The sequence below is a fragment of the Sinorhizobium sp. B11 genome (genome assembly GCA_039725955.1).
Lineage (GTDB): Bacteria > Pseudomonadota > Alphaproteobacteria > Rhizobiales > Rhizobiaceae > Rhizobium.
Window position 1 is genome coordinate 1,580,748 of the sequence record CP091033.1, and the last position, 23,567, is coordinate 1,604,314.

At 59.2% G+C, this 23,567-nt stretch carries 22 protein-coding genes; 9 read left to right on the plus strand and 13 right to left on the minus strand.

Annotated elements, in window-relative coordinates; translation table 11 throughout:
- From LVY75_07045 to LVY75_07055, 3 genes are read right to left on the minus strand one after another with little or no spacing between them, the layout of a single operon-like run.
- The gene (locus LVY75_07045; protein ID XAZ19893.1) at positions 1 to 813 is read right to left on the minus strand and encodes an ABC transporter permease; all 813 of its coding nucleotides are present in this window, start codon (positions 811 to 813) and stop codon (positions 1 to 3) included.
- Entirely contained in the window at positions 810 to 1,679 is an 870-nt protein-coding gene (locus LVY75_07050; GenBank protein XAZ19894.1) for an ABC transporter permease, read from the minus strand. Before LVY75_07050 ends, LVY75_07045 begins: the two co-directional genes overlap by 4 nt.
- A gap of 11 nt (positions 1,680 to 1,690) precedes the next feature.
- On the minus strand, positions 1,691 to 2,692 hold the full coding sequence (locus LVY75_07055; GenBank protein XAZ21350.1) for an ABC transporter ATP-binding protein: 1,002 nt from the start codon (positions 2,690 to 2,692) through the stop codon (positions 1,691 to 1,693).
- Between the two features lie 517 nt (positions 2,693 to 3,209).
- On the opposite strand from LVY75_07055, the gene LVY75_07060 reads away from it, so the two are divergent.
- A complete protein-coding gene (locus LVY75_07060) occupies positions 3,210 to 4,493 on the plus strand; it encodes an ROK family transcriptional regulator (protein ID XAZ19895.1) in 1,284 nt (427 codons plus the stop codon).
- A 203-nt stretch (positions 4,494 to 4,696) separates the two neighbouring features.
- Positions 4,697 to 4,858, plus strand: a complete 162-nt coding sequence (locus tag LVY75_07065; GenBank protein ID XAZ19896.1) for a hypothetical protein — start codon at positions 4,697 to 4,699, stop codon at positions 4,856 to 4,858.
- Between the two features lie 46 nt (positions 4,859 to 4,904).
- Here LVY75_07065 and LVY75_07070 read toward each other — a convergent pair whose 3' ends face one another.
- The 4 genes from LVY75_07070 to LVY75_07085 all read right to left on the minus strand — a co-directional run bounded on the left by LVY75_07070 (position 4,905) and on the right by LVY75_07085 (position 10,069).
- Positions 4,905 to 6,149 (minus strand): carbohydrate porin, encoded by a 1,245-nt coding sequence (locus LVY75_07070; protein ID XAZ19897.1) that lies wholly within the window; start codon positions 6,147 to 6,149, stop codon positions 4,905 to 4,907.
- Positions 6,150 to 6,800: 651 nt separating this feature from the next.
- Positions 6,801 to 8,024, minus strand: a complete 1,224-nt coding sequence (locus LVY75_07075; GenBank protein ID XAZ19898.1) for a chloride channel protein — start codon at positions 8,022 to 8,024, stop codon at positions 6,801 to 6,803.
- A gap of 249 nt (positions 8,025 to 8,273) precedes the next feature.
- The gene (locus tag LVY75_07080) at positions 8,274 to 8,600 is read right to left on the minus strand and encodes a hypothetical protein (GenBank protein XAZ19899.1); all 327 of its coding nucleotides are present in this window, start codon (positions 8,598 to 8,600) and stop codon (positions 8,274 to 8,276) included.
- A gap of 785 nt (positions 8,601 to 9,385) precedes the next feature.
- The gene (locus LVY75_07085; protein XAZ19900.1) at positions 9,386 to 10,069 is read right to left on the minus strand and encodes a glutathione S-transferase; all 684 of its coding nucleotides are present in this window, start codon (positions 10,067 to 10,069) and stop codon (positions 9,386 to 9,388) included.
- 287 nt (positions 10,070 to 10,356) lie between these two features.
- Here LVY75_07085 and zwf point away from each other — a divergent pair, with 287 nt between their 5' ends.
- A complete protein-coding gene (zwf, locus tag LVY75_07090) occupies positions 10,357 to 11,826 on the plus strand; it encodes a glucose-6-phosphate dehydrogenase (GenBank protein XAZ19901.1) in 1,470 nt (489 codons plus the stop codon).
- 33 nt (positions 11,827 to 11,859) lie between these two features.
- A complete protein-coding gene (locus LVY75_07095; protein ID XAZ19902.1) occupies positions 11,860 to 12,117 on the plus strand; it encodes a hypothetical protein in 258 nt (85 codons plus the stop codon).
- Positions 12,118 to 12,122: 5 nt separating this feature from the next.
- Here the strand turns inward: LVY75_07095 and LVY75_07100 are convergent, their stop codons facing one another.
- The 6 genes from LVY75_07100 to LVY75_07125 form a co-directional block, all read right to left on the minus strand.
- Positions 12,123 to 12,377: a hypothetical protein gene (locus LVY75_07100; GenBank protein ID XAZ19903.1), complete on the minus strand. Its 255-nt coding sequence runs from the start codon at positions 12,375 to 12,377 to the stop codon at positions 12,123 to 12,125.
- Between the two features lie 373 nt (positions 12,378 to 12,750).
- Positions 12,751 to 13,572, minus strand: a complete 822-nt coding sequence (locus tag LVY75_07105; GenBank protein ID XAZ19904.1) for a carbohydrate ABC transporter permease — start codon at positions 13,570 to 13,572, stop codon at positions 12,751 to 12,753.
- Positions 13,569 to 14,441 carry a sugar ABC transporter permease gene (locus tag LVY75_07110; GenBank protein ID XAZ19905.1) on the minus strand — a complete coding sequence of 291 codons (873 nt, stop codon included), beginning with the start codon at positions 14,439 to 14,441 and terminating at the stop codon, positions 13,569 to 13,571. Before LVY75_07110 ends, LVY75_07105 begins: the two co-directional genes overlap by 4 nt.
- Positions 14,442 to 14,496: 55 nt before the next feature.
- On the minus strand, positions 14,497 to 15,828 hold the full coding sequence (locus LVY75_07115) for an extracellular solute-binding protein (protein XAZ19906.1): 1,332 nt from the start codon (positions 15,826 to 15,828) through the stop codon (positions 14,497 to 14,499).
- A gap of 51 nt (positions 15,829 to 15,879) precedes the next feature.
- Positions 15,880 to 17,397: a putative N-acetylmannosamine-6-phosphate 2-epimerase gene (locus LVY75_07120; GenBank protein XAZ19907.1), complete on the minus strand. Its 1,518-nt coding sequence runs from the start codon at positions 17,395 to 17,397 to the stop codon at positions 15,880 to 15,882.
- A gap of 68 nt (positions 17,398 to 17,465) precedes the next feature.
- Entirely contained in the window at positions 17,466 to 18,215 is a 750-nt protein-coding gene (locus LVY75_07125) for a GntR family transcriptional regulator (GenBank protein XAZ19908.1), read from the minus strand.
- Between the two features lie 190 nt (positions 18,216 to 18,405).
- Between LVY75_07125 and LVY75_07130 the strand changes: the two genes are divergently transcribed.
- Genes LVY75_07130 through LVY75_07150 form a run of 5 tightly spaced genes read left to right on the plus strand, consistent with a single transcriptional unit; the run spans position 18,406 to position 23,562 of the window.
- A complete protein-coding gene (locus LVY75_07130) occupies positions 18,406 to 19,149 on the plus strand; it encodes a FadR family transcriptional regulator (GenBank protein ID XAZ19909.1) in 744 nt (247 codons plus the stop codon).
- Positions 19,133 to 20,731 carry an ABC transporter substrate-binding protein gene (locus LVY75_07135; GenBank protein XAZ19910.1) on the plus strand — a complete coding sequence of 533 codons (1,599 nt, stop codon included), beginning with the start codon at positions 19,133 to 19,135 and terminating at the stop codon, positions 20,729 to 20,731. The genes LVY75_07130 and LVY75_07135 overlap by 17 nt, the downstream gene beginning before the upstream one ends.
- Positions 20,732 to 20,785: 54 nt before the next feature.
- On the plus strand, positions 20,786 to 21,745 hold the full coding sequence (locus tag LVY75_07140) for an ABC transporter permease (protein ID XAZ19911.1): 960 nt from the start codon (positions 20,786 to 20,788) through the stop codon (positions 21,743 to 21,745).
- Between the two features lies 1 nt (position 21,746).
- Positions 21,747 to 22,625, plus strand: a complete 879-nt coding sequence (locus LVY75_07145; protein XAZ19912.1) for an ABC transporter permease — start codon at positions 21,747 to 21,749, stop codon at positions 22,623 to 22,625.
- Positions 22,626 to 22,644: 19 nt separating this feature from the next.
- Positions 22,645 to 23,562, plus strand: a complete 918-nt coding sequence (locus LVY75_07150; GenBank protein ID XAZ19913.1) for a dihydrodipicolinate synthase family protein — start codon at positions 22,645 to 22,647, stop codon at positions 23,560 to 23,562.
- Positions 23,563 to 23,567: the final 5 nt, after the last annotated feature.

Below are 23,567 nucleotides of genomic sequence, written 5' to 3' on the forward strand. Positions count from 1 at the left end.
TTATGATTGTTTGTTGTTCTGGCTGTTTCGCCCAAGCAGCAGCGCGCCGGTGACGAGCACGAGCGAGATGCCGAGCAGGATTGTTGAGATGGCATTGACCTCCGGCGTCACACCGAGGCGCATCATGCCGTAGACATAGACGGGCAGCGTGGTCGATCCGGCGCCCGACACCATCAGGCTGATCAGGAAGTCATCCAGCGAGACGACGAAGGCCATCAGGGCGCCGGCGAAGATTGCCGGCAGCAGCAGCGGAAAAGTGACATACCGGAACAGCTGCCATTCGCTGGCATAGAGATCCCGCGCCGCCTCTTCGAGACGCGTGCCGAGATCGCGCAATCGCGCCTGGATCGGCAGCAGGGCGAAGGGAATGCAAAAAACCGTATGGGCGATAATCAGGTTCAAAAGCCCGTTGGTCATGCCGAGCGCCGAAAAGAAAATCAGCGTCATGATCGCGACGATGATTTCGGGAACGATCAGGGGGAGCGCGATCAAGGAGGTAACTAGACCGCGCGCCCCCTTCAGGTCACCGCGCTCGAGGGCGATAGCCCCGGCCGTTGCAATCACTGTGGAGGCGATTGTCGCGGCAATGGCGATGATGATGCTGTTGAAGGCGGCATGCCTGATATCCTCGTTGGCCGCCACCTCGCCGAACCAGCGCAGGCTGAAGCCGGACCAGACGGTCACTAGTTGATTGGCATTGAAGGCGTAGACGACAAGGATAACCAGCGGCAGATAGAGAAAGACCAGGATGACGGTCGTGAAGGCGCCGAGGCCCGGTGTGTGGCGCCAGTCGAACGGTCGCGACGCTCTCATAGCCGTGCCTCCTCGGCTTTTTTCGAGCGGCTGACGAAGATTGCCAGAACGGCAATCGTCACCAGGATCGAAAGTGCGGCGCCAAACGGCCAGTTGCGCGAGGAGGTAAACTGCATCTGCACCAGGCTGCCGATCAGGAGCTTCTTGCCGCCGCCGAGCAAATCGGGCGCGAGGAACGAGCCGAGTGAGGGCGCAAAGACGAGGCTTGCGCCGACGAGTGCCCCGGGTCTTGCAAGCGGCCAGATGACGCGGGCAAAGACCGCGCCTCTGTTGGCATAGAGATCGTAAGCAGCCTCGATCAGGCGCGGATCGATACGTTCAAGCGTCGAATAGATCGGCAAGACCATGAAGGGCAGGAATGTATAGACCAGCCCGAGCAGGATGGACGCGTCATTGTAGAGCAGCGGCAACGGTGTCGAGATCACGCCCGCCGCCTTCAGGAGCCCGTTCGCCAATCCTTCGTCGCGCAGGATCAGAACCCAGCAATAGGTTCTGATCAGCGTATTGATCCAGAATGGCAGGGTGACCAGAAATAGCAGCGTGCGGCGGCGGTTCTCATCCTGGCAGACGAGATACCAGGCGACTGGAAAGCCGAGGATCAGGCAGATCGCCGTCGTCAGACCGGCCAGGTAGACCGAACGCAGGATGATGATGACGTAGCTCCAGGAAAAGACGAGCGTGTCGTCGAAATCCCGCTGGAACAGGAATTGGACATAGGCGTCCACCGTCAACGGCATGTCGACGCCCCCATAGGGATTGGCGGTCATGAAGGAATAGGCGACGGCAACCAGGAGCGGCACGACCATGAAGGTGCCGATCATCAGGACAGCGGGAGCTGCGAGCGTCAGGGTGCGCTGTGCATTCATGCTGCCCTCCCCTAGTTCGCCAGATGCCGTTCGGCATCGCTCGGCCAGTCGAGGATGACGGGCTGACCGGCATCGAGGCCAGAGATGGACTGCCGGCTTCGGCTTCGCAGACGCTCGCCATTGTCGAGCGTGATCTCGTAAAGCGTATCCAGACCAAGATAGGTGATGGAGGTGATCGTGCCGCGGATCTTGCCGGGCAAACCGCTCGCCAGCATTGAAAGCGCGATCCGTTCCGGCCGCACAGCAACCATGATATCGCTGCCGTGACCGACGACGGCCCCCGGCAAGACATTGGATTCACCGATGAAGTCGGCAACGAAGCGGCTTTTCGGGTTGTCGTAGATTTCCCGCGGCGCGCCCATCTGCAGGACACGGCCCGCCGACATGACAGCGATACGGTCGGACATGGCGAGCGCCTCTTCCTGGTCATGCGTCACAAGGATGAAGGTGATGCCGGTTTCCTGTTGCAGTCGCTTCAGCTCGCCCTGCATCTCCCTGCGCAATTTCAGATCGAGAGCGCTGAGCGGTTCGTCGAGGAGCAGAACCTTCGGGCGCGGCGCAAGCGCTCTGGCGAGCGCCACGCGCTGCTGCTGTCCGCCCGAGAGTTGGCCCGGCAGGCGCGAGGCCATGCTTTCAAGCCGCACCAGCCTCAATGCTTCGGCGACACGGGCCTCGCGATCGGATTTGACCACCTTCTGCATCCGCAACCCGAAGGCGACGTTCTCGGCCACCGTCATATGCGGGAATAGCGCATAACTCTGGAAAACCGTGTTCACAGGGCGCTTTTGCGGTGGCAATGCCGAGCTGTCGGCCCCTTCAATCAGCACGGTTCCAGCGCTCGGAAAGTCGAAGCCAGCAATAATTCTCAAAAGTGTTGTTTTACCGCAGCCGGAGGGACCGAGCAGCGTGAAGAATTCGCGGTCACGAATCCGCATGGACACGTCGTCCAGAGCCGTGAATGCCTCCGCCCCTTTTGCGAGGAACGATTTTGAGACGTTTTCGATGCTGATCATCGCTTGCAAGACGGCCTCGCATTACCACCAAATAACTAGTTAGTTACAAGCTATCAGCGGGAAATTTGCATTGTCAAGTTGAGTGTTTCACTTTTATTTTCGATCCATCGTCACATGAAAAAACGCGTCGAAAGTCGAGGCTAGAGATTCAAGCATCTGATTTTTCTTGATTATTTTCTGATGTTTTCTTCTACCGACACCATTTCAGATTTCCATAGCACAACCAATAGTTAAGCGTCGCCAACCTCGCAAGAAGGTGACGTTCGGGTCAGGTGTGGCGATCATGCGACAGAACTTACCTGTCTGTGAGATTGAACTTCATTGATGTCGCCCCGGTTCTTCGTTCACCCTTAATGCTCCCGAAAACGCCTTGTGCGCGGCCGGCTGATCCAGCTCTTCGGCGTCTTCGAGCCCAGACGGAGTTTCATTTTTCATCCGCCATAGGCAGAAAGATAACACAACACTTTTTATTTAAAAGGATTTTGATAAAGATCAGCCTGATGATAAGAATGCGCCCATGAATCTGCGCCTTGACCGCGAAGGCGTGCTACCCGGCACGAACCTCCTTCAGACCCGCACGCTCAACAGACGGGCCGTTTTCGATGCGGTGCGCCGCAGCGGACCGATTACGCGCACCGAGCTCGCTCAATCGATTGGCCTGACTGTTCAGGCTATTTCCAATATTGCCGCCGAGCTTGAGGAAGCCGGCCTCATCCGGCAGGAGGGCCGACGCTCGGGGCAGCGCGGTCAGCCGGCGGTCGAGCTGTCGCTTAATCCGAAGGGCGGATACACCATTGGACTGAGCCTTGCCCATCAGCGCATCACCGGACTTCTCGTAGACCTGACCGGTAGTGTGGTGGCAAGCGAAACAAGGCCGCTGCCAGAGCGAGATCCGGCAAACACGGCAGATGCTCTCGGCGAACTCGCGCTGCGCCTGCTGGTGGCCGGCGAAATTGAACGCCAGCAGGTATGGGGCGTTGGTTGCAGCGTACCCGGAACTGTCGAGAACGGCACCTTCTGGTACGATAAGGTTCAGGAAGGTGACGACTGGACGAAATTTCCACTGACCGCGCGACTGGAGGATCTGACCGGTATCAAAACCTTCGTGGAAAACGATGCCACGGTTGCCGCCATTGGCGAGCGGCTTTACGGGATTGGCCGATCGGTTCGTTCCTTTTTCTACCTGCATTTCAACCTGGGCATCGGAGGGGGCCTCGTTCTCGACGGCCAGCATTACCGTGGTGCTTTCGGCGGAGCCGGTGAGATCGGTCACCTGATCGTCAAGCCGGGCGGCAGGTTGTGCGCCTGCGGAAGCCGTGGCTGCCTGGAGCAATATGTTTCCTTCTACGCGGCAGCTGAGACCATCTGCGGTCCGACCCGAACGCCGGATGAGGTTTCGTCAGAAGAACTCGTGGCCTGCATGCTGGACGATGATCCGCGATTGACCGCCTGGCTGCGCGAGGCGGCGCACTACCTGCGTATTGCCATCCGCAATATAGAAGCCATGTTCGACCCGGATACCGTGGTCATTGGCGGTGGCTTGCCGGCCGAGATATTGGACCGGCTCATCGACGCAACTTCACCGCTTCTGCCTGCCATGATCCACCGACATGCAAGCCCGCATCCCCGATTGATGCGCGCCGAACACAGCTCGGAGCTTCCGGCTCTGGGGGCAGCGGCGTTACCGATCGCCATCGCTCTGCAACCCGGCGTCTCTGCCGTCAACGCGACCACTTCCTCTCCGGCGGGGATTGACAATCCTGCCCTGCTGACACTCGGCATCGATCTCGGCCGGCGGTGAAATCTCGTCACCCGCCTGGACGCTTGTCGAACACCCTACTCGGCTGGAGTCCCAAGTGTCGTTGAGCTGTTCCGCGACGGAAGCATCACGCTTCTTTCGCCCCCGGGGCACCCGCCCGGAAGCCAATCTCTGACGGTTCATCCGGAGAACACCGAATACGTGATCCTCTCCGGCGACGTGATCCACCTGGGAGACAACTTCGAATGCGATATCGTTCCGAAGCCGATGTGGACAAGTCAGAGTCCTTCGCCTCCATGGAGCGCGTCATAGCATTCATGACGAAATCCCGTGCAGAGCTCTTCATCAACCACGACAAGCAACAGACAGGTACGTGGAAGCTCCTGCCGGACTACTACGATTGGTGAGCCAAGGGCCCTGTAGCCTGCGCTGGGCAGTGGTACCGCCGCCGAACTAGAAGGTGGCGGCGGTTTTCAGGCCGAACACGTAGACGTCGTCGTTCTCGCTCGTTCCGCCGGGATGGTGGATATATTGCAGATTGGGGCGGACGAGCAGGCCGTTCGTCGGTCGATATGTGTAATACAGCTCGGCAGCGTATTCGGATCCACCCGGATTATTGGGAGCGAACGCACGACTGTTGACGTGCGTCGTGCCTACGGCAAGGCCGATATCATCCTCGGGACGGGAATCGAACAATCCCTTGTAGACAAGCCCTGCAGCGACCTGATGGTCGGTGACAGATGTCCGCTTGTCTGCAAAGACCGCATTCAGAAAGAGACTGAGGTTTTCGCTTACCTGCTGCTGGAAGGTCAGGTACGCACCGTAGCGGCCCCGGTGCTGTTGCGCGGGAAGCCCGGTCAGTTCGAAAGGATCACCGTTGATGTCCCGGGAAACGTCATCGGCACTCGAGGTGTCATACCAGGCACCAACCTTGTAGCTGCCCGGCAGGGCACCGTTCGCGAACTGAGGAAGCCAGCCGATCTCGACGGGTATCAACGCTCCGGTCGAGTGGCTGAAGAAGACGGGCAGCACCTGATCGTCTACCCCGAGATATTTGGGGTTAACATCATACACGCCCACCTGGAAGTAACCGAAACCGTTGATATTGATCTTGGCTCGCGTCGCCCACTGGCTGATGGGCCAATTGAAGATGTAGTTACCGACAAGATTCCCGAGATCGGATCCACAGAACGTGAGATTTTGAAAGTCGCAGGGGAATGCTGCAAAGTCCTCGTTCACTGGAATTCGCCCGATCTTCCAATCGATAAGACCGTTCGCGAACTGCTGCTCGTACCAGAAGTCCGTCAGCCGGATGGTCTGACCGCGCCCAAAGACTTCCTGAACTTGCTGGAGGGTGCCGAGAAGTGCGTCATCACTCAGGTTGCGCCCGGTACGCTGCGTCAGCGTCACTTGGAACTTTGCATCCGGGACGCCAAGCAACCGATCGAGGTCGAAGGTCACTCCGGCGGTATACTGGTCGGCATACCTGGCCTTGGTTTCTATGCCTCCGCCCGGATTGACGGCAAACTCCCCGACGTAGCCAAACTGAAAATCGATGCCCCGGTCGCGAAGGTCGGTGCGAGCGCCATTCCAGTCGCCGAACAGCCACTGTTCGGGCTCGCTGGCAACCGCCTTGGGCTGAGAAGCTGGAGGAAATCGCGTCTCCGGCGTGCGCGAGGGAAGAACAGTCCAATGCAATGAGCATGATAGCCGCTCCCACCGTCCTTGCATGACGCACTTCGATATCCTCCAATTAGACACGCGTCCCCTCAGCCTTGCGAGGTCGCGACTGAAAACAAAATTTGCGTCCCGATTCGGGGCGGGTCGATTTTACAATGGTGTCGCTTAACGCAGCCGATGGGCTTGGTCGAGCATTTTACGAAGGTGCTTGGGCTCTTCACGCCTGCCTGGAACAGACCTAAAAGTTGGCGGCCTCCAGTGCACCGTCAGCCGCGACTGACTTGCCGGAATTGTACAAGGATTCGCTGCTTGCGATCAAATGTCTTTGGCCACATTCCACATCGGAGTTTGACCGCCGGGATAGAAGACGGCGTCGAAGTCGTCGGGAGGGGCGTCTTCGAGCAGTCTTGTCGTCGCGAAGATCTCCTGGGCGGCGGGATCCTTCTTGATTCCTGAATGTCAGTCCGAACACGAGCGGCTGGGAACGCCGCAGATAGTGGCGGGACGCCTCCAGCAGGAGAGACTGGGTGGCCCCTATGATCCAGCCAACCCCATGCTTGTATGATTCGGTACATTGCAAATCAGGGGCCTGGCGGCGTGGAGGTGGCAGGACATGATGATGGGCGGTGGCTATGGAGCGCAGCAAAGATCTTCGCCTCGTCTCCCACGTCAACGTGAGGAATATCTCCCAATCGCATATTGAACTGCCGATGCTCCGAGAACTCCAATGGCGATCGGAACATACAAAGTCGCGGGCGCAGCAGTGAATTCAACGGCAATCAACATGGCCGTGAGGGGCATGGCCATGGAGCATGATAGGAAAGCGGCGGCGCCTACGAGCGCGACGGCCCCAAGATCGATATTGGGAAGCCATTGGTTCCAGAAGGCCCCTATCATTATGGCGAGAAGAGCTCCTATCGAGAGCCCAGGGGTTAAAAGGCCGCCTCTGGCTCCAGCTCGCAGGACTATCGTGACGCTCAATAATTTGGCGAGAACGAGGGGCGCCGCGAGGCCAAGCGTCAGATTGTCGGTGAACGCGAGCTCTGCAAGTCCCTTGCCGTTGCCAAGCAATTGCGGAAATATCATCGATAGAGCGCCGACAACCACAAATGCGATCAAGGAGCCGGCCACCTGCCGGAGGCCAGTCGCTGCGCGAGCCGAACAGCCGCTAGTCCACCGCCTGAAGAAAACGCCTGCGCCACCGACCAGTGGGCCGACGATAAGGCTGATCAATAACAAGCAGCCATTCGATGTGAAATAGGGTATCGGATATTGCACTTCGTTACCCAGGCCCAGCCGGGAAACATATGCCGCAACGAAACAGCTCAACAGCGCTGCCACGACGATCTTTAGCTCAACACGTCTGAGAAGCACCTCCATGACGAAGATGATAGCTGCCAGCGGAACGTTATAGACCGCGGCCAGACCTGCACCTGAACCACATGCCACCAGAATGCGCAGTTCGTCAGCAGGAGCGCCGAAAAGCGCGCAGATCCTTTGTGCGAAAAGAGCGCCATATTCCCTTGGTGCAACTTCTCTCCCGAGCGGTGACCCCAGTGCTACGGTCACGATCTGGAGAAGGCCATGGACGAGGGTTTCACCGACGGGCATCGGTCGTAATGCCTTGCCGACGGCCGCGGTCACCGAAACCAAAGGGCGTCCGTATCTGGCAAGGACCGGCCAACCCACCCCCGCAACCAGCCCGCATAGGCCGAGCATGGTCAGCCGTCGAAAGGGAGATGCGTTCGACACGCCTTGAAGGAAGCTCTCGGGACTGATGACGGCTTGCAGACTGTATCCATAGGCGAGATGCTGTATCCAATGCAGGATCAGGGCCAGTGACAGGCCTCCGATCCCGGCAGCGATACCGGTGAGTATTGCGAGCGCGCCCATTCGCAGGGCGGCCTCGGCATCTGGTCTGCCAAAGGAAGGCCATCGCCGTAGATGGTCGCCACCCGTGGCCACACTCTCTCGTGGTGCATGAGACATGACGAGATGCCCTGGTCCGTTTCCCAGAATTCCTCTGGCTGGCTTCGTCTTGATGCCGCCGCAAATCTTTCGGTCAGGCATGGAAAAGCAGTCACTTGAAACAAGGCGGGACGAATCATCGCCCTTTCTCAAGTACTTCGCTCTTGGTTACGTCTACTGGCAGACGCGAACACTCTCGTTATGCCAGCCGCCGTCGTAGGAATTCGGAACCTGTCGATTTTCGTACCAGCAACGCGGCGCTGGCTGCGGATCAATGTAGCGGGGACCGTTGTTAGCGCCCGCGATCGCGCCACCAAGCAGACCTCCGATCACACCAGCGGCAATTCCTCCCGCTATCGCTGCGCCGTTGCCGTGGTGATGATGCCATTGCGGTTGATCGTCATAGTAGGGCCGGCGCCATTCCTGCGCCGATGCCGGTAAGGCGGAAGCGACGAGGGTGATAGCAAGCGCGGCAGCGGCCGCAGCGCGAAAGGTGGGCATCGTGACTACTCCACAGGTTGGCGACACTTGATCGCCAAAGCGGACTAGAAGGGTCTGACTTCATGCGATCGAGTTTTCGATGGAGAGAGGTTACGTCGTACCTATCGCGGGCGCATCTATACCCTCGTGTATAAGTCGTTTCCCATAGGTATAGCTCGCATCCGAAGAGGCACCCGGCGGCGACACAGACGACGAGCGCGGGGAGGATGGGAGGCAAGAGGATGCTACCTCACGCGAACGACCTACACGTACGTATGGAAAGCTTAAACCTAGTCGTAATTTGCAAGGAAAGCGGATTGAGCGAAGGTTTGGGCAGTTAGGCCCCATACGCCCTCAAAAACGAGCTTCCAATGGTCATCCAGCACTCCTCGTACGTTATTAACGACGGAACAGTCCCGAGAACCGGCGTGAGAAAATTCTTACGCGCTGCAAATTCGAACGAGAGGCGCGCGCATCTAGACTATCCGGTCCAGGCCGCAGCTGCTCCTTCGTCATGCCTCAATAGCGATCTTTGTATTCCGGCAGCCGTCATGGCGGTCTCCTTTACTTCGATTACGCTCGTTCTTCTCGCGCTAGCGCCCGTTGCAACGAGGGCAATCGAATATATGGTTTCCAGCGGATTTGGAGGCTGACGGAGTTCTGTAGGCACGGCAGCCGCGATTATTAGTGGCGTCAAATCGCCGATGCCTGGCTGACCACACCTTGCTCGAGCACTTATCGTCGCAAGGCGGTCAATTTGCATTGTATCGCGCTGGTGAAGTTTGATTTCAGCGACATGCAGATCCTCAAGACCGATCTTGCACTTCAGCGAGAGTCACGGAGTCAACGTGGAGGGGCGCATAAGCGTATCGCCCGCCCTTTTCCAATGCCCTGCGATAGGCGGGGCGGTCATGGATCCGTTTCAACCAGTCCGCGGTCGCAGGGCGAGGCGTCACTTTGCCTGCCCTCTTCGCTGCTGTCTCCAGGGGAAAGCTCATCATGATATCTGCCGCAGTCAACGTCTCGCCTGCAAACCACTGGCGCGAGGAGAGCTCGCTTTCGACGTAATCGAGGTGGACGTCGAGCATCGGCCGGATCCTCTTCGCTCCCAGTCTGCCGAGGAGCGGAACCTTCGAAAGCACGAGGAGAGCGAGCAAGACTGGCATGACAGATCCCTCGGCATAATGCAGGAACTGTCTGTATCGGTAGACATCTTCCGGATCTGCCGAAGGGCCGAGACGTCCAGCAGACTTGTCTACCAGATATTGGCAAATTGCTCCGGTCTCGACCAGGATCGTTCGATTTTCGTCGTCGCCGATATCCTCGACGATGGGCGACTTGCCGAGAGGATGGATGCGTTTCAGCGCATCCGGAGCCGTCATGTCGGGATTTCGTTTATAGAAACGGATCTGGTAATCGAGGCCGATCTCCTCCAGCATCCAGAGAACGCGTTGCGATCGGCTGTTGTTTAGGTGATGGACGACGAGCACGGGTGTCTCCGCTGCGATATATCGAGGGCGCCTCAATTAACCTTCGACCGCTCCCGCGGTTCCAGAGCCGCGGGCGACTAACCGAAAACACGCTCGGTAAAGCCTCTAAGACGCGGCACTTCGCGACGGTAATGCCGCCCCCTTGCTCCGCCACGCGATCCATGCCTCTATTCAACCGTAGAGGGGTGAGCTTCAACGTCATGGCATCACGCACAAAGATAGCCGCTTCGCGGCAGCGCGGAGCTGGGGTCGACCTCCATCCCCAAGGGACAACCGAAGACTTGAGGATGGGTGTTTTGCGCAAGAATTCAACTCGGGTTGGCCCCGGCTATCCACAGGTCGTTGTGCTCGTCGGCGCAACGGGCGATCTCTCAAGGCGCAAGCTATTGACCGGGCTGTTCCACCTTACGAACGCGGGTTTCATTCCAGGGTGCCGCATTATCGGCGTCTCGCTCGACGACATCGATGCAGATGCCTTCCGGACCATCGCCCGTGACTCGCTGGACAAGTTCTTGACCCGCAAGTTCTCGCAGTCCGAATGGGAAGCGTTTGCCGCATCGCTCGACTACGTCCCCCTCGCTGCCGGCGCCAATGCTCTCAAGGCAGCGGTCGACAGGGCCGAGGAAGCACTGGGCGCCGAGACGCGGCGCGTGCATTATTTATCCGTGCCACCAAGCGCCGCCCTTCCGGCCGTGCAACTCCTCGCCCAGGCTGGGCTGACTGAACGCTCCCGTATCATCATGGAAAAACCCTTCGGCACGGACCTTGCCAGTGCCGTTGAACTTAACAAGAAGCTGCACGAAGTGTTCGACGAGAAGCAGATATTCCGCATCGACCATTTCCTCGGCAAGGAGCCGGCCCAAAACATCCTGGCCTTCCGATTTGCCAATGGCCTGTTCGAACCAATCTGGAACCGCAACTTCATCGACCATGTGCAGATCGACGTTCCGGAGACGCTCGGCCTTTCCACCCGCGCCGCCTTTTACGAGACCACCGGCGCCTATCGTGACATGGTGGTGACCCACCTCTTCCAAATCCTCGCCTTCATGGCGATGGAGCCGCCCACTGCCCTTGAGCCTGCACCAATCTCGGAAGAGAAGAACAAGGTGTTCCGCTCCATGTTGCCGATCGAGCCGCGCGACGTGGTGCGCGGTCAATACATTGGCTATCGCAAGGAGCCTGGTGTCGATTCCGAAAGCGACACTGACACATTCATCGCCCTGAAATGCGCCATCGACAACTGGCGCTGGGCTGGCGTGCCTTTCTACCTGCGTACCGGCAAGCGCATGGCCGAGGGGCAGCGCATTATTTCGATCGCATTCCGCGAGCCCCCGAAATCGATGTTCCCTGCGGGCTCTGGCGTGGGGGCACAAGGCCCCGACCACCTCACCTTCGATCTTGCTGATGCCTCCAAGGTCTCGCTTTCCTTCTATGGCAAACGCCCTGGACCAGGCTTCCGGCTCGACAAGCTCTCGCTGCAATTCGCCATGAGCGAAACCGGCCTGATTGGCGAAGTTCTGGAGGCCTATGAACGTCTGATCCTCGACGCCATGCGCGGTGACCACACGCTGTTCACGACGGCCGAGGGCATTGAGCGGCTCTGGGAGGTTTCCCAACCTCTCCTCGACAACCCGCCGCCCGTACGCCTCTACGACCAGGGCGGCTGGGGGCCGAAGTCGATCCACCAACTCATTGCCCCGCACGCTTGGCGCCTACCGTTCGAGCGCGCCTGGAGGGATGCGGCAAAGCGTGATTGACGGTCAGTTGTCGGATCGACGCCGGCGACCAGAATGGCGCCGACAAATTGTGAAAAATCCCAATACAATGACGTTGCCAGAGATGTGCAAGAAACCGAGCGTCGACCGCAAATGTTACAGAGTGGTGCGTGGATCCGCGTTTGTGCGGAATTCGGTTTTGGCATCTTTTATTCGGTCGCCGCGGTCGGTACCTCTCAGCGAACGGATTTCGGGAGTCCGCAGGCGGGCATTCGTTTCAGTGTTGCGACGCCGATCACATGGCAACTCGATACCGCCGCTGGGCTGTGGTGATCGCGTCAGGACTTAACGATTGGATAGCGGTCAGGAAGAAGACCCTGCAAGCGGCCACGCCCGCTATTAAGAGGAATGTCTTTGAACAACCGCGATATCATGCGCGGTCGAAATCCTTGCCTCTCATCGATGAGGAGGAATGACATCCTCTTGATTTCGATCGTCATCACGCCTGCATTGTCATGGCGACGATAATTCCGCGAATCGATCGCATGGAATCCGTTTTCCACCGCCCAGGCGGCTATCATATCCGCGTTCATCAAGATCCTGCTCCAGGAGGTGCGGAAGTGGCTTCTCCAGCTGTCCCGACCGTGCAAATCGCTTTTGCAGTCCTACTGATACCGCAACCGAAACGCTCTAAGCCAGTCAAATGCGTCCAAGATTTCAGTTGCCCCATAGGTGTTGCCAGAAAGACTCGCAGCAACCGGTACGACTCAGCCGTAAGCCCTGCCGTTTGGTGCTCTGGGATAGGAACTGGCGACACCGACCGTTAGGGACCCTCAGCTCGAAGGCAATAAGGCAAAAACGGACTTACGGCGCATTTCGGTAGGGCGACCGCCTCACGCAGTCATTTCCAGTTGGCGAGGTACTGGACGTCATGGCGATACTGAGGTTGTTCGAATTCCGCCTCGCCTAGCCTTTGATAGCCCCCGCCGTCATCGAGCCCGAAATTTGCCGATACATCAGCAAGCCGAGGAAGACGGGCGGCAGAGCGCCGAGGATCATGACCGCCGACGCGGTCCCCCATTGGACGCCGCCGCCGCTCGCGGCAAAGAAGAACGATGCACCGACCGTCATCGGAACTGCCTTGTTCGTCGTCAGCATCAACCCGAAGAGGAACTCGTTCCAGGCGGTGATGAAGCCGAAGATGAAGGTCGTCACCAGTGCGGGCCGCACCACCGGCCGGGTGATGCTCACCATGATCTGCCACGAACTCGCCCCGTCCACCCTTGCAGCCTCGTCCAGTTCCAGCGGAACGTCGGAAATCGCATTGACGAGGATGACGAGCGCCAGCGGCGTGTTGACGATCGTCAGGATCAGGCCGAGGCCAAGCTGAGTGTCGAGCAGGCCCAGAAACTGGTACATCATGTAGAGCGGGATCGCGAAAATGATGAGCGGTACGGCGCGCAGGTTGATGACAACAGGCAGCAGCGTATGTTTGCCCACCTCGCTCCTTGCGATCGCATAGGCAGCGGGAAAGGCAAGCAGGATTGCAAGCCCGGTGCCGATCAATGAGGCGACGGTACTGTTCCAAAGATAGGAATAGATGTTGAAGCGATCGGTCTGCGTCAGAACACGCAGGTAATTTTCGAACGTGGGCTGATTGATCCACAAACCGGGATTGATCGAAAGCTCACGCGCGCTTTTGAACGACGTGACAAGCGTCACGATCACCGGGAAATTCATTGCGAGAGCGGCAACGGCAAAGACGATCCAGCGTAGTGCGTTTATCATGGCTCACGTCTCCTGCGGCCAGCCAGCCAGTTGAGGCCGTAGAGCACGATCAGCGACGTCAGGAAGAGGACGACGGAAGCCGCCACAGCCTTGCCGATCGCGCCCTCCTTGAAAAACGCCTGGTAGATATAGATCGACAATGATGTCGTCGAGCCGCCTGCGCCGCTGCCCGTCAGCGCGTAGACATTGTCGAACACGCGAAAGCCGTCGATGAAACGGATGAAAAAGGCGATCACCAGTGTCGGCAGCATCAACGGCAGCTCGACAAACCAGAGGGTTTTAATGGCCGAGGCCCCATCGAGCGCGGCTGCCTCACGCACGTCGATCGGCACTGCGACATAGGCCATGTAGAAGAGCAGGAAGGCGAATGGCGTCCATTGCAGGGTTTCGACCACGATCAGGGTCCACAATGCGTGTGAAGCGTCGAGAAAGGCCGGGCTGTCACCAAACCACATGAAGAGATAATAGGGCACAGGCCCGGCAAATTCGTGCAGCACCAGCCGGTACATCAGGCCGATCATGGCGGGCGCCACCATCAGCGGCAGCATGAGCGGCGCCATCAGTGCCGATCGCTTCGATAAAAGCGGCGCCAGAAAGATCGCCAGGAACAGCCCGAGCAGGCATTCGATCATCGCCGTCAGAATGCCGAAACGCAGGGAAAAAGACGTGGCGCGCCAGAAATCGCGATCGGCGAGCACGGCAAGATAGTTGCCGAAGCCGCTCAGCGTCGGACTTCGCAGGGTCTGGAAGTCGACGGTCGAGACGGAATAGATGAGGTTGATGACAGCAGGAAAGCCGAGAAACAGCAGCAGGAACCCCACGAGCGGCGTGAGATAGGCTCTTGCCTCGGCACGTTTTATGATCGCCATTTCAATCCGCCGGATGGGCCGGACGCCTTGCGGGAGGCAAGGCGTCCGGCTGATATCACTTCTTCAAGAGATCCTGCATTCCGGCCTTGGTGTGAGCCAGCGCATCGTCGAGGTTCTGCTGGCCCGACCAGTAGCCGGTGAATTCCTTGGCCTGCAGTTCATAGACGGAGAGTGCGTTGGCCGAGGTGGCACCATTCATCACGTAGCCGTATTTGCTGGCGAACTCGCCGAGCTTGACGAGATCGGGACGTTCCTTGGCGACTTTCGCCACAACGTCAGGCGTAAGGGCTGGCGAACCGCCCTTTCGGGCATAGAGCAAGGCGGCATCCTCTGTCGCCAGCCATTTCAGGAATTTGACGGCGCCGTCCTTGTTCTTGGCGTTCTTGTTGAGGCCGAGGCCAAGGCCGTGAATATGGTCGGCGCGACTATCCGGCCCGGCCGGCGGCGCCACGATACCGGTGACCTCGGCAACGGCAGGGGTTTTCTCGGCACTGGTGAGATCCGCGGCAGCCGCATTCCACTGAAGGGCCGTTGCCGCCTGACCGGAACCGAACGCGGCATTGGTCTCGGCATATTCGTAGCTCAGCGAATCCTTGGGCGAAGCGCCAGCGTCGTAGAGCTTCTTATAGAGTTCGAGGCCAGTCTTGTAGGCGTTGGAATCGACGGTAATATTGCCCTCTTCATCGGTCCAGTTTCCACCATAGGAGCGTGGCAAGGACTGAAACACCATCATGTTGAAAAGCAGGTTCTTCATCTGCAGGACCGTGCCATAGCGCACGGGGCTTTCGGGATTGACCTGCTTGGAGAAATAGAGAGCCGTCGCCGCCCAATCGTCCCAGGTCCAACTGTCCGGATCCTTCGGCTGCAATTCCTTGCCGAGATACTGCTTGGCGATTTCGGCATATTTCTTCTTGGCCGCATCGTCCTTCATCAGCGCATCGATCAGATCCTTGCGGTAATACATGAAATGCAGCGACAGATCCGTCGGCACGCCGTACTGCTTGCCATCGAACTGCATGGTCTTCAGCACGGATTCGCCAAACGTCTTGGCAGCGCCATCGCCGAGATCGACGGGTTCCATATACGGCGCGTAACGGCCGATCGAGTAGGTGGCGACGAGATTGATATCAAAGGCGGTCGAGCCCGCTGCCATGTCGGCCTGCAGCTTGTCGAAGAAGCCCTCCCGGTTGAAGAACAAAAGCTCTACCTTGTCGGCATCGCTGATACCGGCTGTCTTGTTGTATTCTTCGACGGTTGCGCGCAGCGCTGTCTCTTCCGAGCCGCCCGGCCAGCCGAGAACGGTGACTGTCGCATTGGACGTACCAGGCAGAGCAACGCTTGCGAGAAGTACGGCAAGCGCGGATAGGGTCGTTCTGTTCAATGTCATCGTAGTTCCCTCTTTTTTGGTTAGGTTAGGATCGATGTCTTCCGGAATTCATCAGTCACCCTGAACTGCAAGGCTCGCCACGCCGATGATACCCGCACGGCTGCCGAGCTTGGCGGCCACCAGAACAGGCGTCAGCCTGGGATCAACACCCGCAAAACAATCGCGCATGCGGTCGAGATAACCCGCCGCAAGGCCGATGCCGCCACCGATCACAATATGCATCGGATCGAGCATCATCTTGATGTCACGGCAGAGCGTTGCTGCCCGAAATGCCGATTGCGAGACGATCTCGCCAGCCCAGGTCTCGCCGCGGTCGGCCTGCTCGAACACTTCGGCTGCGGTACCCGGGTGCCCCGCCTTTAGGGCCTCCGCCGCGATCCAACGGCCAGACGTCTGATCTTCAAGCGGCGACTGCCCGGCGGACGGACCACGGATCAGCCCGAAATGGCCGGCAAGCCCGGTTAGCGGACGACCATTGACGATAATGCCGCCGCCGATGCCGGTCGAGATGGTCAGGAACACGAGATCGCCACCACTACCGGCGCCAAACCGATATTCTCCCCAAGCAGCCGCCTGCGCATCGTTGATCGCAAAAACCGGTTTGCCGAAAGCGGCGCTTGCCCTATCAACCAACGGATAGCGGTCGGGGATCCCGAGCGTTGCCGGGTTGAGCGCAGACCAGCATCCGTCCTGAATGAAGCCGGTGACGGCAATACCGACGTGGGAATAGCGATCCGCCCACGATCGAGTAGAGCTGGCAATCGTAGCAAGCCACGCATCCGGACCTGCTTCCCGTGCCGTCGGCACCGTCATTTCATCCAGCACGTCACTGCCTCTGACCAGCGCGGCCATCGTCTTCGTGCCACCAATATCGATGGCAAGCGCCGTCTGCAGGCTCTCGGCATCATAGGTCGCGGCAACGGCATCGCGAAACCACGAGGTCACATGCTCGGTGCGTGTAATCGCCGAGCCCACGACGACGGCGAATGCTCCGGCGTCGGCGGCACTTGCAGCCTGCTCAGGCGTGCGAATGCGACCCTCGGCAATGACATAGGGTGTGAGTGCTCGCATTGCTCTGATCAGGTCGATATCCGGATCGACGGGCTCAGGCCCGCCGACATAGCCGGAAAGCGTTGTGCCAACGAAATCGACCCCGGCTGCCAAAGCGGTGCGCGCGTCTTCGAGGTTCGAGCAGTCTGCCATCGTCAGCTTGCCGCGAGCCCTGACAGCCTTGACCAGCGCTTCGATGGATGCCGGCCGAACGCGATCCGTCGCATCGAAGGCGATGATGTCGGCGCCGGCATCCGCCAGCGCTTCGGCATCGGCAACGAAGGGCGTGATCCGCACCGGACTGTCATCGAGATCGCGCTTGACGATGCCGATGATCGGTACGGTCACGGCGGGGCGTACCGCTTTCACGTAGCCGACGGATTCGATCCGCAATGCCTTTGCACCCGCATCGACGGCGGCCCTCGCAAATCCAATGACGAATTCAGCCGTGTCCGTCGGCCCGCCGGGAACCGGCTGGCAGGAAACGATAAGGCTTTTCTTGATGTCGTCGCGCTGCAATCGTGACACTCCATTTCAGCATCACGATAATTGGAAAGTACCAGATTACAACCAGTTTATGACTGGTATCATCGCGTTAGCTCGAACACGAAGTCATAAACATCGCCCTTGTAGCGGCTCTCGCAATATTCGACGATCTGGCCGTCACCAAGAAAACAGCGGCGCTCCGTCATCAGCAGCGGCGCTCCGGCTTCGCAATGGAGATATTGCGCATCCTCTGCGGAGGCCGCCCGCGAACGCATACGCTGGACGGCACGCTGCGGAAGAAACCCGCGTGCTTCCAGCGCCTGGTAAAGGGAGTCGCCGACCAGGCTTGCCGACGGAATGAAGCGAACGGGGACCGTTGATATCTCCACGGCAATCGGCACGCCATCGGCTGTGCGGACGCGCTTCATGCGCAGGATATGGCTGTTTCCAGCCACTCCGAGCGCCATCATTTCCGTGGGGGAAGGTCGGCTTATCTGCTTGGAAAGCCATATACATCCGGGAGTAAGCCCGCGCGCGAGGATATCCTCCGAGAAGCTCGTGAGTGTGGAAAGAGACTTTTCGACCCGTGATCCGACCTCGGTCTTGAAACCGTGGCGGCGATTGAGGAAGCCCTCCTCCTCAAGCAGCGCCAGCGCCTTGCGTATCGTCACGCGCGAAAGCGACAGGGCTTCCGCAAGCACCCGCTCTCCGGGCAGAACAGCGCCTGCCTTGACCGCATTCGAAAGGATCGCAGTTTCGATCGCCGACTTTAGCCGCTTGTAGAGCGGCAGACCCGATGCCGAGGCCTGTAACTCCTTGCCGATCACGTCGATCAGTTCATCCGTCGCCATAGCGTTCCCGATGCTCTCAAAATTTTTCTGCGAAATCCCTCTGGATCTATACTGGTATTAAGATGATGGGGCAATCGCCTTGGTCGCAACCAGATTTCCACAGGCGGTTCCAAACCTGCCCATTTGACAGATATCCTACAAGTGGATATGTAGCTCCCATCTTATCGGCGAGGCGAAGAGAAGATCAGGCATGGCGTTGAAATCGATGAAGCCGTTGACACGCGCACCGCTGCTGCATGTATCCGTGCAGGAAAGCCTGCGCGCTTACGTCCATGATAACGGCCTGGCGCCGGGAACGATGTTGCCTGCCGAGGGAGAGCTCGCCGCCCAGCTCGGCGTCAGCCGCAATTCGCTGCGCGAAGGCATCAAGGCGCTGGAATCGCTCGGAGTTCTGGAGACGCGGCGCGGCGTCGGCATCTTCGTGAAGGCCTTTTCCTTCGAGCCGCTTTTAGACAACCTTGCCTATGGCCTTGGCGGGGCGTTGCGACAGATCGAAGAAGTGATCGAAATTCGCCGCACGCTTGAGGTGGGTTTGATCGGCAAGACGATCGAGATGATCGGCGCGGAGGATCTCGCCGAGCTGCGTGCGACCGTCAACCGGATGCGTGTCCATGCCGAACGCGGCGAAACCTTCGCCGAGGATGACCAGCTGTTCCACCGGCTGCTGTTTCGCTGCCAGGACAATGAGACGCTCGTCCGACTGATCGATGTCTTCTGGCTCGCCTTCTACAAGGCATCGGATTTCGTCAACCTCGAGAATATCGATCCGATGGCGACCTGGCGCGATCACGCCGCAATAGTCGATGCGATCGAGGCAAAGGATCTGGAGGAAGCGCGCAAGCGCATGGATCGCCACTACGAGGGCATTGCCCAAGTGATTGCCAACAACAAGACAAGTTCAAACGTGGGAGGAACACATGAAAAGACTGTCTAGATTATCCGTAGCCGCGCTCGGCGCCATGCTGTCGACTGTTGCCGTTCCGGCGCTTGTCGCTTCGGCCATCGCAACACAGGTTGAGGCCGCCACGCTATCCGGAGGTTTCGATGTCGGCCCAGGCGGTTTCCAGGGTAATTTCAATCCGCTGGCCGCGACCTCCGGCTTCACCTGGCTCAGCATCTATTACGAACCGCTGATTACCTATGACGAGAAATTGCAGAAGGTCGTCGGCGCGCTGGCCAGCTCCTATGAGGTCAGCCCGGACCAGATGACCTACACATTCAAGCTGGCGGATGCCAAATGGCACGACGGCAAGCTGTTTACCGCCAAGGACGCAAAGTTCACCATGGGCCTTGCGATGGATGCAAAAACCGGCTCGGTGCTCGCAGCACGCCTGAAGGCCGTCTCGTCGGTCGAGGCGCCGGATGACCACACTGTCGTCATCAAGCTCAGCGCACCGAGCGGCAGTCTGCTCGATACGATGACCAAGGTGATGATGCTGCCGGAGCATGCGCTCTCCTCGATCCCGGCCGACCAATTGGCGAAGAGCACATGGTGGTCCACCACTCCGATCGGCACCGGTCCGTTCAAGTTTACCAAATACGTTTCGGATCAATATGTCGAACTTGCCGCCAACACCGACTATCGCGGTGGCAAGCCTGCACTGGAGCGCGTCATCAATCGCTATTTCGCCAATCCGGCAGCCGCTATTGCGGCGCTGAGATCCGGCGAGATCCAGTTCACCTATGTCGATTCCAACGACGTCCCGACCTTCAAGGACAACAAGGACTTCAAGGTCATCGAAGGTGACTCCTTCGTGGTCAACTATCTCGGCTTCAATCACGATTCGCCGATCTGGAAGGATGTGCGGGTCCGCAAGGCGGTGATGTATGCGATCAATCGCGATGCCATCATCAAGAGCCTCTATGGCGGCGCGGCCAAACCCGCCAACTGCGCCTACGTTGCCGAGCAACTGATACCGCAGGGCATCGACAACTATGCCTATGATCCGGAGAAGGCCAAGCAACTGTTGACGGAAGCAGGCTGGGAACAGATCAACGGCGGCAAACCAATCACGCTTCTGACCTATTACACCACGCCTTTGGCGACCAATGTCCTTGCCGCAGTCCAGGCCATGCTTGCCCAGGTCGGCATCAATATCGTTCCGCGTGCCGTCGATACGCCGACCTATAACAGCATCGTGCTGAACGCAAAGCCGGATATCGCCCAATTCCAGATGGTCTATGCCGGGCTTCAGAACGGACCGGATGCCGGAAGCATCAATGTCGGCCTCAACGAGAAGCAGATTCCGCCGGCCGGACCGAACGTCGCCAGAGTTCGCATGCCTGACCTTTCGAAGGCACTCGATACGGCGCTTGGCGAGCCGGACATCGCCAAGCGGGATGCGGCCTATCAGGACGTCTGCAAGGTGATGAACACCAACCTCCCCTGGGCGACGCTCTGGGTCGCCAATCGCTACGGCGTCGTCTCGGCCAAGGTAAAGGATTTCGTCTGGACGCCTGCGCCGGGCGGCGGTCCTTACCAGGCCGACCCGCAGAAATGGTCGGTCGCCGAATAGGCGTTTCCGCAAAGCTAAAGGGTGGCTTCGGCCACCCTGACGGACGGATTTACGATGCTCCGATACAGTCTCAGACGCCTGATGATAGGAATAGGCATGCTCGTTGCGTTGAGCATGCTGATCTTCCTGATGCTGCGCCTGGCCCCGGGCGATCCGATCGATGCCTATATCGATCCGAACATACCGATGTCGCCGGCCGATCTCGCCGATCTGCGCAGCCGCCTCGGCCTCGATCAGCCGCTTCCCCTCCAATATCTTGGCTGGCTGCAGCAGGCGTTGACGGGCAATCTTGGCTATTCGATCAAGCGTCTCGACCAGCCGGTTCTCGGCCTGGTTCTATCGCGGATCGGTCCGACGGTGCTGTTGATGGGCACTGCACTTGTCTTTGCCGTCATTGCCGGCATCGCCTTTGGGGTGATCAGCGCGGTCCGCCGTAATTCCATCGCCGATCTCTCCCTGTCTATCGTTGCGCTCGCCGGCATTTCGAGCCCGGCATTTCTCAGCGCGCTGATCGGCCTCTATGTTTTCTCGGTCCGGCTACACTGGATGCCCTCAGGAGGCATGCTGACCCCTGGCGAGGAATTCTCGGTTGGCGATCTCCTGCATCACCTGATCCTGCCGGCCGCCCTTCTGTCTGTCGCACAGGGCGCATTGATCATGCGCTACATGCGCGCTTCGCTGCTCGAAGTCCTGAACCAGGATTATGTCCGCACAGCGCGGGCCAAGGGCGTCCACAAGTTCTGGGTGATCGCCAAGCATGCCTTGCGCAATGCACTCCTTCCGATCGTGACGCTGGTCGGTTCGACCATCGGCCTTGCGATCGGCGGCGCCATTTTCATCGAGAGTGTCTTCAATTGGCCTGGCATGGGACTTCTTCTGGTCGATGCCGTTCAGACCCGCGATTATCCGGTCATCATGGGGGCAACGCTCATCATTGGCGCTTGCGTCATCGTCGTCAATCTTCTGACCGACATCACGTATGCGGTCGTCGATCCGCGCATCAAGGTGGGCTGACATGCTGGCACGCTCTCCGCAATCCCGCAGCCCGGGGCCATTTGCCCGCGCCTTCGAACGCTTTCTGCACAATCGCGCCGCCGTTGCCGGCGTCTGCATCGCAGTTCCCATGCTGGCGCTGATCCTCTCCTACCCGCTGTGGTGGACGTTCCAGCCGAATGACATCGATCTCCTGGCGATGAACAGCGGTCCGACGATGACGCACTGGTTCGGAACCGACGGTGTCGGCCGCGATGTCTTTGCGCGGGTGCTGGAAGGCGGCAGGATTTCGCTGCTGGTTGCCGTCGCATCGACGGCTCTTTCCGCGGTCATCGGCTTTCTTTTCGGAGCCATCTCCGCGCTTGCCGGACGCTGGGCCGATGCAGCCTCCATGCGCTTCGTCGATCTGGTGATGACCCTGCCGCCCGTCATCTTCCTGCTCGTGCTTGCCTCGATTGCGGGCACCGGCATCTGGCCGACGGTCATCGTCATCTCGCTTCTCTCATGGCCGTTGCTTGCGCGCATGATCCGCTCCCGACTGCTGGAATTGCGCGAGCGCGACTTCGTCATGGCCGCGCGCGGCATGGGTGCCGGCATTGGCCACCTGCTCTTCCGCCATGGCCTGCCGAATTCGATCGATATCCTTGTGGTCTATGCCACGCTGCAGATCGCCAATGCCATCCTGCTCGAGGCGGGCCTCTCCTTCCTCGGTCTCGGTATCGCACCGCCGGCGGCAAGCTGGGGCAACATGCTGAATGCGGCCCGCTCGACCGCCGTGCTCGAACAATATCCGTGGCAGTGGCTCTTCCCCGGAGCCGCGCTGATCCTTGCCGTGCTTGCAATCAACTTCATTGGCGATGGCCTCAGAGATGCCTTCGACCCTCGTGCCGAACTGAACTGACAATCGAAAGAAAGAGAAAATGACCAAATTCAAGGGCGTTGTTCCCCCCGTCGTCACGCCGCTCAATCCGGATTTTACCGTCGACTACCCCTCCTACACACGCGTGCTGGAACATCTGATCGATGCCGGCTGCCACGGCGTGTTCGTGCTGGGGTCGACGAGCGAAGTCATCTTCCATGACGAAAAGACCCGGCGTGAGATCATCGAGCATTCCGCCAAGGTGGTGAATGGGCGCGTGCCGCTGATCGTCGGCGTCATTGATCCGACCACGGATCGCGTCATCGCCCATTCCAAGGTTGCAAAGGCGGCCGGCGCCGATGCGGTCGTGGTGACTGCACCCTTCTACACCGTCACCAGCCAGTCCGAGATCCTCGATCACTTCCGCTATATTCGCGACGCGGCGGACGTTCCGCTGGTTGCCTATGACATCCCCGTCTGCGTGCACGTCAAGCTTCAACGGCAGACCGTCGTCACGCTCGCCAAGGAAGGCACGATCATCGGCCTCAAGGATTCCAGCGGCGACGATGGCAACTTCCGTTACGCGCTCCTAGACCTCGCCGAACACAAGGACATCTTCCTGATGACCGGCTCCGAGATCGTCGTCGACAACGCTCTCCTGATGGGTGCGCATGGCGTCGTTCCCGGTATCGCCAATGTCGATCCCCACGGCTACGTCCGGCTTTGGGATGCTGCCCAGCGTGGTGACTGGGCCGCTGCGAAGAAAGAGCAGGAGCGGCTTTGCCGTCTCTTCGAAATCGTCTGGGTCGCGCAGGGCCGTGTGAGCGGCGGCGCATCGGGCATTGGGGCCTTCAAGGCCGCCATGCGCAGCCTCGGAATTATCGATTCTGCTGTTATGCCGCGACCGCGCGCGGCTCTGAACGATGCCGAAACCGCACGGATCGACGGGATCCTGCGCGCGACCGGCCTTCTGAACTGAGAGGG